Raw genomic sequence first — 9,796 nt, 5'->3', positions numbered from 1 at the left:
TAAGGCAACGGCAGGGGATGAGTCAGGAGGAAAACAAGATTAAATGCTGAAGGATGGAGTGCTAATAGTTTGATAAAAAAGGAAAAGCGTACAGCTGTTTGCTACAGCTGTACGCTGAAAACCTACCTCTGCATAAAAAAAGAGCGCCCACAGGCGCTCTTGTCGATTGGCTGATGATCAGAATTTCATGTTGAACTGAGCGGAGGCCAGCAGAGCGTTACCGTGGGAGGTGCCCTTCCAGCGCAGCGCATCGTTGCTTTCGACCAGCTTCTCGTTGACGTCCACTTTCTTGCCGTCCAGATAGGCCATACCGAAATCGACGCTCATGTCTTTGTCGATGTTGTAGGTGGCACCGGCGCTATACCATACGCGATCGGAGTCCGGGATACTCAGGCTGCGGTTCTCTGGCTCGATCGGGGATTTGTCGTAGGCGAAGCCGATACGAGCTTCCCAAGATGGATTGACGTACCAGGTACCGCCCAAGGAGTAACGGGTGGAATCCTTGAATTTCTCCGGTTTGTACAGGCAAACACCGGCTCCGTCAGTGCTGCTGCACTGATCGCTGGTCGCTCTGAGCTCCTGGAAGGCGCTCCAGTCGGTCCAGTTGACGGAGTAGTGAACGGCAAACTGCTGGTTCAGACGATGGTAACCGGCAAACTCGGCCTGGGCTGGCAGATCCAGCGGCAGCTCGCCACCGACGGTCTTGAAGCCGGAAGAGGTTCCCTGATAGTCACCTTTGAACTTCAAATCTACCTGTGAGCGATAGGTCAGGGCGAAACGGTTGTTTTCGTTCACCTCATACATGGTGCCCACGTTCCAGCCGTAACCCCAGTCATCCCCCTTCAGGTGGCTGACGATGGTGTCCTTGCCGATGCCCGGCACGCTGCTCAGCGGTGGCACGGCGGCCAGCACACCGGCACGGCGGTTCAGTTCGGCCTTGGCATAGACCAGGTTCAGACCGGCACCGAAGCTGAAGTGTTGGTTGGCGCGGTAGGCGATGTTCGGGTTGATGTTGAAGGTCATCAACTCAGTGTTGCCGGCAATGGAGCCCCCGTTGAAGTTATCGGAGTATTCGGTCGACAAACCGTAGTTGGAAAACATGCCGATACCCCAGGCCCACTGGTCGTTCAGTGGCTGGATGAAGTAGGTGGCGGGTACGAAGGCGTTCGGCGCAATACCGCTCTCGCTGGCGTGGGCCATCATGGCGGGGCCTGCATAGATATCACCATCGACATCCACGTCCGGTTTGATGTAGGTACCGGAGACGGAGAATGCCATCTTGTCAAACAGGGTCATGGCTGCAGGGTTGCGTGACAACACGGAGGCGTTGTCCGCCACGGCAGCTTCCCCTGCATACGCGCGACCGAGACCAGAAGCTGAGTGTTCACTCAGTTGGAACGCGGCGGCGAAGGTTTGGGTACTGGCCAGGGTGACAGCGGCAGCGATCAGGCTCTTTTTGAAAAAGGCAGTGGTCATAGTGTTGTTCTCTCTTGTAGGCAGATTTTCTGTCTGCATCGGGGCTTTTTTGCCGCCGTATGCGACAAGATCTGTTGTTATTTCAGCTTCTTCCCATTCAATTCTGGCGTGATTCTATGGATATGACAGAAGGTAAGAAATCAGACCAGTGATCGCAGAATACATAAAAGTTTCCGATATGTTAATCGTTTGTTTTAACTTGGCGTTTAAATAATCTCTTTTGCCAGTTGTCGAGCGAAAAGTGAGCATTGATGCTGATCTGTATCACAAAAATAATTTCGACCACTTACCGTGATTGGGCGGCAAATGGGTGAGGATTGTGGCAGGAAAGGAGAAGAACGGGCAGACAACTGGATTGTCTGCCCGTGAAGTTGGCTCGATTCGGTGTGAGCCAGGATGGGGTTAAACTTTGTTAAATTGACCAGTGCAAACGGGACTCCAGCGCTTGCGCCACTGGCGCGAGCGGCTCTTGCATGCCGCCGATCAGCACCATGTTGGCCCCCTTGAGCTGCACGATTTCCCCCTTGAGCTGACCGTCTTCGAAATTGGGTTGCAGGGTCAATGGGACATGTTTGGGCACAAGAAACAGGGTCACGGGCCCCATCTTGCCTTCAATGACCATGTGCAGCGCCGGCCCCTGATAGAAGGAGCAGTGGTTGACATAGGTGATCTTCAGCCCTTGCATGCCCATCAGGGTCGCGCCATATTTCTCCATCTTGGCATTGATGGTGCGCAGACTCACCTGCTCGTCTACATCCTTGATGAAGGGCTCCTCGCCATAGACGTGTGCCATGGCAACCTGGGCGAGGGAGAGCTCTTCCGGCGTGGTCAGCGGCCAGCTGAGCCAGCGGGTACTCATGCCAAGCAAGAACGCAACCGAGGCCGCCATGGCCAACGGGCGCCAGTGGCTACGCGGACGGGTCGGCAGTGTGGCCACCGTCTCGGGTTCGGTCGCCATCGCCTGTCTGAGCAAGATGCGTTCGGCCAACCCTGCCGGCACCTCTACCTCAAGAGCCTGATGCAGGCTGCGATCCAGCTGCTTCATCTCGTCCAGATACTTGCGATTGGCAGGCGAGGCCTGCGCCGCCTCGAGAAACTCGGGATCATGCTCCAGTGGATGGGCGAGAGCCCGACGGCGAAATTCAAGCTCATCCATTGGTGTGTCCCCTCTGTTGTGTCGTTGACTCCATGGCCTCTTTGATTTGGTTGCGTGCCCGAAACAGGCGAGTCATGACGGTGTTTTTGTTCAATCCCAGTTGCGCCGCTATTTCCTCGCCGCTAAACCCTCCCAGCACCTGCAGCAGCAGGGGCTCCTGATATTCTTCGGGCAGGCGAGTAATGTGGCGTCTGAGCCACTCGTTTTCCATCTCCTGCTCGTTGTGCAAGGCATCCGGATCGCTCTGGGGGTGCTCATCGAGATCGATGAGATCAAACTGCTTGCGCTCGAACCGGCGGGCATTCTCCCGCCGCAGTATGGTGATGAGCCATGCTTTGGTCGCTGTCTCATCGATCAAGGAGTCTATACCCTTCCAGGCGCGCAGGAAGGTCTCCTGCACCAGATCCTCCGCCACCTGTGGATCCCGGCACAGCCAGTAGGCGTAGCGATAAATGTCCCCGTACAGGGCATGCACCAGGGCCTCGTATTTCGTTTGTTTGTCTGCCATTTCCCCATAGACCGGGGAAGCTGCGGGATCCTTTCCGACCGTGGCAACTTTTTTTCTGAAAAAACCTAACGCCATCGCTGGGCCTCCTTTTAAATGAGTGATCCTGAAGGGTCAGCGACTCAACCGGGCCAGTCTCCTGAGGCCATAGGTTATCGCAAAAGTTTCATATACGCATAGCGGGCCGGCGAGGCCCTGCCATACGCTCTGACTGTCGGACGATGCAGCCTGGTGGGTGGCAAAGCAGGCTCGATCCAGTGCGGCAAACCCACGGGCAAGGGCCGGGTCATGGCGACAGGGCAATCCGGTGAGGTGCGCATGGCGCTGCTGCCAGCGCAGAGAGGCCCATGCCAGTAGTGCCTGCCTGGCGTGGTTCGCATCGCTGCTCTGCAGCGCCCGTTGCACGCGATAGAAGGCGTGCCAGCGTGGCCACCCTTGCCAGATGGCGCGCAACAACAGGGCCCAGACCACCCAGTACAGGCTCTCATGGTTGGGTCCGATAAACGCATCCTGTGCCGAGGTATCCGCCGCCTCGATGCGCAGCGGGGTAGCAGGCAGGCGGGCGTATTCTATGCGCCCGCTTTGGGTATTGAACCAGGGCAGGGTGATGGCCGGTAGCAGGTAGTCCCCTGGCGCCGTGACCGTCAAAGCCTGACGCCACTGGCGCTCGAAGTGCAATACCCCCTTGGCGAGGAAGCGCTCCTGCTGCTGCTCTCCATCCGGTCTTGCCTGCATACCGGTGGGCAGCGCAGACGGCCCGGTTAGGCTGGGCAGGCTGAGCCGGTTGCCATCGCCCCCTTCCATTACCAGTGTCAGGGTGCGGATCACCGGCTCTCCCACCTTGGCGCCCGAGGCGGGGCTTAGCTGCTGGCTCAGGGTCAGCAGGCTGGCCACAGGTTGTTGTGGTGCCTGGTCGATTTTCACAAACAGCGTGGCCGCTCTGGCCGAGAGGGGGTCACTGGTGCCGTTGTCCTGGGGCAAACGGCCCTGAAAGCGCGGCGACATCAGCGGGTGAAGCCCAGGCTCCCTGGCCTGCAGCAGCCAGTTGCGGGTCAGGCGCCCCGGCAATCCCGACCCCGCCGGGGCCTGCCACTGATCATTGCCCAGACGGCGGATAATGAAGGCGTCGCTGGCGGGTTCAGTGAGATTTGGGGCTTCCATATTGGCTGGCAACCAGAGGCTGAGCTGGTAGATGAAAGGCTGTCCCGGATAGAGCGGTCCCTGATGCAGCACCCTGGCTTGCAGCTCTATGGGGGAGATGGCCTGGCCGGGTTGCGTTGCCAGCGTGCCCGCCTGGCTGCGCTCTGGCAGGGGCAGGGCCGGGGTCTGCTCCGGGCCCAGTGACAGAGAGGGCACGACTCCGGGGCCAGTATCCAGAGCATGCAGCGGGATCTGCCAGCGGGTCAGGCTGTGTTCCGGTGTCGTGACCCGGCTCATGGTCACCTTGCCCACCGCAAACTGGCGTAGCAGGGGAGCAATGGCGAGCTCGTTGCTCTGGCGCTCCCCGTCCGCCTCTATGATCAGCAGCCAGTCACGGCTGTCGGCTCCCGGCAACAACTCGGCCCGTGGTGGCGCGGCCAGCGCAAAGTTTGTGAGTAGACATAGCAACAGAATGACGAAGCTGCGGCAGCGGGCAAGGAGGAGGCTCACCAAGATCCCTCTCCTTTTGGCGTGGCCGGAGTGGATCCCGCCTCTGCCTCCTGCTGGCGCCGGCGCTGATCTTCCTTGCGCAGCCGCTGTTCCAGCAGTACCACGGGGGGCGCTGGTGGCAGCGGCGTGTCCGGGGTGGCGGCCTGCTCGGGGGCATCGGTGGGCTTGGGATCCTGCGCTGCCGGGCTGGCCTGGGGCGGCTGGGCCCGCAGCAGGGCGAGATTGTAGAGTGCATCCTCGTGACCCGGCTCCAACGCCAGCGCCGCCATGTAGGCTTGCTCGGCGGCGGCAAGCTCCCCGAGCTGCACCAGCGCATTACCCCGGTTGTAATGGGCCGTGGCACTGTTGGCACTGGCGTAGGCGGCGACGGCCCTGGCGTACTCACCGGCTCTGTACCAGGCATTCCCTTGCCAGACAGGATCCTGAAAGCGGCGAGCCGCCGCCAGATAATTCCCCTGCTGGAACGCTTGCCAGGCCTGGCTCTCCTGTGCGGATAACGCGGGGGATGGACTGGCCTGCAAGGGAGGCGGGATAAAGAGGCCAACACCGGCGCCCAGCAGAAGCAGCCAGAGCGCACCAACACGGGCCAGCAGGGCCAGCGGCAGCAGGGGTAGCAACAACCAGGGGCCGAGATCCCGTGACTGATGGGTAGTCAGCGTCTGGCCCATGGGCAGGGGGGGAAAGCGTGGCAGCCCGGCCTGCAGCCATTGCACCTGACCACCAAGCTCACTGGCAAGCTGCTGCATGGTCGCCACATCGGGGGCGGGCAGCTCGCGGCCAAAGCTGTCTGCTGTTGCGGGCAGACGGCTGGCCTTGCCGCTATTGACCAGCAGAATGTCGAGACGAGGTGCTGCGGGCTCATGACAAAACAGGCTGCCCTGGCAGGGCCAGAGCGCGCGGATCCGCTTGGCCTGAGCCGCCGACAGATCATCAGTGATAAGCAGCAGGCGAGCCTGCTGGCCGGCGGGGATCTGTTTGAGGGCCAGCGCCACGGCGCGCTCGGGTGCACTCCCTTGCCTGGGCATGATGGCCGGGCGCAGGTCAGGCAACAGCAGCGCCATGGCTTGGTGATCACGGGTGGCGGGCATGGCGAGGTAGGCATCGCCAGCAAACAGTATGAGGGCGATGGGGCGCCCCTCCTTGTTTGGGCGGGCCTCGGCCAGCATATCCTGCAACATCACCCGCACCCGGGTTGCCCTGTCCGGTAGCAGGTCGGTGGTCAGCATGGAGCGGGAGAGATCCAGCAGCCAGATATCGAGGGCCGGCGTCGTGATGGTCTGGCTCTGCTGGCGCAGGGCGGGGCCGCTGAGGGCCAGTATGACGGGCAGACCCGCTAGCCAGAGCCAGGGCAGAGTACGGCGGCGCCCCGGTAGCAGGTAGGCCTGCATGGCAGGGGCGAGCAGCTGTGGCTGCCGGCGACGGCGCCAGCCTTGCCACAGCCAGGGCAGCAGGGCCAGCAGCCAGAGTGGGCGCAAGAGGATCAGCTCCATGACGGCCATCCCTGGCAGTGTGGCTTAATCATGAGCCTGATCCTGTGGCAGCCGCGAACGCAGAGGCAAGGCGCGGGGCCAGCGCAGCCGGGCGGGCCAGACAAGCAACAGCCAGGCCAGCGCCAGCGGCCAGGGGTAGAGCTCCACGTTTGGCCGATAGCGGGTGTGGGGTGTGGCGATGGGCTCCAGGGTATCCAGGGTCTGGTTGATGGCAGCGAGATCGCTTTGGGTGCGGGCACGGAAATAGCGGCCATGGCCCACCTTGGCCAGCTGTTGCAGCAGGGCCTCGTCCAGCTCGGCGCTGGGATCGCTCTGCGCCGGAACCATTGCCTCGGCGAAGGTATCGGGATCGGCGCCCACTCCCAGGGTATAGAGGGTCATGCCGCTGGCGGCGGCCCGTTTGGCCTCGTTCAGGGGATCGGCACCGCCTGCCGTGTTGCGACCATCTGTGACCAGCAACAGGGCGGTGGGACGGCTGGGGTCGGCGTGCTGGCGGGCCAGCAGTATGGCCTCTCCCAGCGCCGTGGTGCGGCCTACCAGATCGAAGTCCAGCTCGCGGGCCAGGGTCAGCAGGGCCTGGGTCTCCTGGGTCAGGGGGGAGAGCAAATAGGCGTGATCGGCGAAGACGATGAGGGCGATGCGATCGCCGGGGCGCGCCTGGATCAGCTGACTTATCTGCCGGCGCACCGCACTGAGCCTGTCCCGCTGCTCCCCCTCATCCAGCATGTCCTGGGTGCGCATGCTGTCGGAGAGATCCACCGCCAAGATCAGATCCCGGCTGCTCTGGTAACTGACGAGGGGCGGCTCCTGCCATTGGGGGCGGCAGAGGGCCAGCACCAGAGCGCTCCAGCACAGGGCCATGCGCCAGAGTGGCTGGCCGGCGTGGGCACGCAACAGGGGAAAACCGTCGTGCGCCAGCGCAGTTCCGTTGCGCGGATCCGTTGAACGGGGCGGCAGGCCGAAGCGGACCAGGAGTGGCAGTACCAGTGCCAGCGCAAACCAGGGCCAGGCAAGGATCATGACGATCTCCCGGTCCTGGTGCGCAGGCGCGTCAGGCCATGTTGCCAGCGGCGTCTGAGTGCGATCACCCCAGGTGGCAGGCCGCAGCAGGTTCGCCCCCAGCTGAGGTAGGCACGGCGCAGCGCCTCCCGTTGGCGGAGATCCGGTATCCCCTGGCCGTAGAGCCAGAGTGACCAGAGGGTCGCAAATTCACGGAACTGGCTGCCTCCCTGCTGCCTGTCCAGGAACGCGAGCCAGGCCTCTCCTTGCAAGGTGCGCGCCTCGGGCCAGCGGCCAAGGGCGGCCTCGCGCAGCGCGGCCTGCAGTCTGGGCACCAGCTCGGGCGCCTCCCAGTCGATTTGTCGCTGCCAGCGGCGATAGCGCAGCAGGCTGAGCAGGGCTGCACCGATCAGCGCCCCCATCAGCAGCATGATCAGCAGCGCCCACCAGCCCTGAAGGCGGGGATCCGCTGCCTGGGTCAACATGGGGCCAGGATGGATATCGCGCAGCTGCGCCGCCAGCGCAGACATGGGGGGCGCGCTTGAGACGGCGGCGAGCAGGCTCAGAACTGGCGACATGTGCCCTCCTGCCACTGACGCTGCAGCGGCTGGCCGTTGTCGAGCCGGTAGAGGCGCTGCACCAGTGGCAGCAGTTGTTGATGGCACTGCCTAGCCAGCCGTTCGGCCGCCCGTTGGTAGCGGTGGGCAAAGCCGGGCTGGGTGGCGTCGAGCCAGCCTCTCTGTCTGCCCGCTTGCACCGCCAGCCGTCCCTGCGCTGGCAGGCCTGCCTCCAGCGGATCCCGGATCTGCCAGCAATGGATGTCGTGGCGGCGACCGAGCAGTTGCAACTGCTGGCAAAGGGCCTCATCGCAGGGCTGGTGATCCGTGATGATCGTCAATCTGGCGCCGTGAGGCAGGGTGAGCCGTGCCAGGGTCTGCGCCAGCGAGTGCGGCAGGGGAGCGCGATCCAGCCCCTGGTCGTAGTGGTGGCAAAGGGTCTCCAGCAAGGGTACCAGGGAGCCACGCTGGGGCTGGACATGGCACTCAACGCTGTGGCAGATCAGGGTGTTGGCCTGTTTCTCCCCCTGCCACAAGAGGGCCGCTGCCAGCTCGCAGCCCAGGCGGGCCTTGAGTTGCAGCTGTGAGCCGAAGTACATGGCGGGGGAGAGATCGAGCAGCAGCCAGTGGGCCTGATCCTGCTCCTCGCTGTAGAGCCTTGTGTAGGGGCGACCGAGCCGGGCTGTGACCCGCCAGTCGATGTGGCGCACCTCATCTCCCGCCTGATAGGCGCGCAGCTCGCGAAAGGTGAGCCCCGGCATGCGGCCAAGCCTGCCCTGCTGGGCCGGTTGGACCCGCGCCCTCGGCCCCTGTCTCGCCCACAGCCGGATGGCCAGCAACTGGGCCAGGGTGAGGGCAATAGCGGGATGCGCGCGGGGATCCGGGTGGGGAGTCAAGGGCACGGTATCGCGTCCAGCAGCCGGGCGATCAGGGTGTCGTTATCCAGATTGTCTGCCAGCGCCTGATAGCTGGGAATGAGGCGGTGGCGCAGTATGGCCGGCGCCAGCTGTTGTATGTCCTCCGGCAGCACGAAGTCCCGTCCGGCGAGCCAGGCCTGGGCGCGGGCGGCGCGGGCCAGGCCTATGCTGGCTCTGGTGCTGGCACCCACGGCGATGAGGGGTTCAAGCTCGGGGCACAGACCGCTACCCGGCCGGGTGGCGCACACCAGTTGTACCAGATAGTGCTCGAGCCGCCCCTGCATCTGGACTGCCTGCACCGCCGAGCGGGCCGCCAGCAGATCGGCCTGGCTCAGGGTGACCGGCGGTGGCGTCAGCTGGTCGCCCCGGGCGTTGAGCTGCAAGATGGCCAGCTCCATGGCGGGGCTGGGGTAATCCACCAGCAGCTTGAGCAGGAAGCGGTCGAGTTGGGCCTCCGGCAGCGGGTAGGTCCCTTCCTGCTCTATGGGGTTCTGGGTCGCTGCCACCATAAAGAGTGGTGGCAGGCGCCAGCTCTTCTTGCCCACCGTGATCTGGTGCTCGGCCATGGCCTCCAGCAGCGCGGATTGCACCTTGGCGGGGGCCCGGTTGATCTCGTCCGCCAGCACCAAGTGGTTGAACAAGGGGCCGGGCTGGAACACGAAACTGGCGTCTTGCGGGTGAAACACCTCGCTGCCGGTGAGATCGGCAGGCAGCAGGTCGGGGGTAAACTGGATGCGGGCGAAGCGCCCCTCCACGGCACCGGCCAGCGCCTTGACGGCGCGGGTTTTGGCAAGACCGGGAGCCCCTTCGATTAACACATGTCCTTCACATAGCAGGGCGATCAGCAGCCCCTCTATCAGTGCTCCCTGTCCCAGAATTTGACTGCCAAGATAGTCCCCAAGCGCTCTGAACTCGGCCGCTGCCATGTGATGAACCCGTTGTTTTTATGGAGGTTGATCTTTTTATACTCCAGTTGGCCTCCGAGGGCGAGGGAGGGGGCAAAGATGGGGGCAATTTAGTTTCAATCAGCCGTATGAAATTTGTGA

9 protein-coding genes are annotated in these 9,796 nt (G+C 63.1%); all 9 read right to left on the bottom strand.

Going from position 1 to position 9,796, the window contains the following annotated elements; all coding sequences use genetic code 11:
* Positions 1 to 177: 177 nt before the first annotated feature.
* Complete coding sequence (locus tag ACW5XD_RS03715; RefSeq protein WP_456493688.1) at positions 178 to 1,476, bottom strand: outer membrane protein transport protein; 1,299 nt, start codon at positions 1,474 to 1,476, stop codon at positions 178 to 180.
* Positions 1,477 to 1,888: 412 nt separating this feature from the next.
* Entirely contained in the window at positions 1,889 to 2,632 is a 744-nt protein-coding gene (locus ACW5XD_RS03710; protein WP_456493687.1) for a DUF3379 domain-containing protein, read from the bottom strand.
* A complete protein-coding gene (locus ACW5XD_RS03705) occupies positions 2,625 to 3,215 on the bottom strand; it encodes a sigma-70 family RNA polymerase sigma factor (RefSeq protein ID WP_456493686.1) in 591 nt (196 codons plus the stop codon). The genes ACW5XD_RS03710 and ACW5XD_RS03705 overlap by 8 nt, the downstream gene beginning before the upstream one ends.
* Before the next feature lie 36 nt (positions 3,216 to 3,251).
* Complete coding sequence (locus ACW5XD_RS03700; RefSeq protein WP_456493685.1) at positions 3,252 to 4,787, bottom strand: BatD family protein; 1,536 nt, start codon at positions 4,785 to 4,787, stop codon at positions 3,252 to 3,254.
* Positions 4,784 to 6,277, bottom strand: a complete 1,494-nt coding sequence (locus ACW5XD_RS03695) for a VWA domain-containing protein (RefSeq protein ID WP_456493684.1) — start codon at positions 6,275 to 6,277, stop codon at positions 4,784 to 4,786. The genes ACW5XD_RS03700 and ACW5XD_RS03695 overlap by 4 nt, the downstream gene beginning before the upstream one ends.
* Before the next feature lie 24 nt (positions 6,278 to 6,301).
* Positions 6,302 to 7,297 (bottom strand): VWA domain-containing protein, encoded by a 996-nt coding sequence (locus tag ACW5XD_RS03690; protein ID WP_456493683.1) that lies wholly within the window; start codon positions 7,295 to 7,297, stop codon positions 6,302 to 6,304.
* Complete coding sequence (locus ACW5XD_RS03685; protein ID WP_456493682.1) at positions 7,294 to 7,854, bottom strand: DUF4381 domain-containing protein; 561 nt, start codon at positions 7,852 to 7,854, stop codon at positions 7,294 to 7,296. The genes ACW5XD_RS03690 and ACW5XD_RS03685 overlap by 4 nt, the downstream gene beginning before the upstream one ends.
* Positions 7,839 to 8,729 carry a DUF58 domain-containing protein gene (locus ACW5XD_RS03680; RefSeq protein WP_456493747.1) on the bottom strand — a complete coding sequence of 297 codons (891 nt, stop codon included), beginning with the start codon at positions 8,727 to 8,729 and terminating at the stop codon, positions 7,839 to 7,841. Before ACW5XD_RS03680 ends, ACW5XD_RS03685 begins: the two co-directional genes overlap by 16 nt.
* A complete protein-coding gene (locus ACW5XD_RS03675; RefSeq protein WP_456493681.1) occupies positions 8,726 to 9,676 on the bottom strand; it encodes an AAA family ATPase in 951 nt (316 codons plus the stop codon). The genes ACW5XD_RS03680 and ACW5XD_RS03675 overlap by 4 nt, the downstream gene beginning before the upstream one ends.
* Positions 9,677 to 9,796 lie beyond the last annotated feature (120 nt).

This window comes from Aeromonas enterica, from assembly GCF_054052465.1.
The sequence above is the reverse complement of the archived record's forward strand: the minus strand, read 5'-3'. Positions and strand labels throughout refer to the sequence as shown.

Coding starts and splice junctions, on each gene's coding strand:
- ACW5XD_RS03715 (WP_456493688.1), bottom strand. CDS start 1,476: ATGACCACTGCCTTTTTCAAAAAGAGCCTGATCGCTGCCGCTGTCACC.
- ACW5XD_RS03710 (WP_456493687.1), bottom strand. CDS start 2,632: ATGGATGAGCTTGAATTTCGCCGTCGGGCTCTCGCCCATCCACTGGAG.
- ACW5XD_RS03705 (WP_456493686.1), bottom strand. CDS start 3,215: ATGGCGTTAGGTTTTTTCAGAAAAAAAGTTGCCACGGTCGGAAAGGAT.
- ACW5XD_RS03695 (WP_456493684.1), bottom strand. CDS start 6,277: ATGGAGCTGATCCTCTTGCGCCCACTCTGGCTGCTGGCCCTGCTGCCC.
- ACW5XD_RS03690 (WP_456493683.1), bottom strand. CDS start 7,297: ATGATCCTTGCCTGGCCCTGGTTTGCGCTGGCACTGGTACTGCCACTC.
- ACW5XD_RS03685 (WP_456493682.1), bottom strand. CDS start 7,854: ATGTCGCCAGTTCTGAGCCTGCTCGCCGCCGTCTCAAGCGCGCCCCCC.
- ACW5XD_RS03675 (WP_456493681.1), bottom strand. CDS start 9,676: ATGGCAGCGGCCGAGTTCAGAGCGCTTGGGGACTATCTTGGCAGTCAA.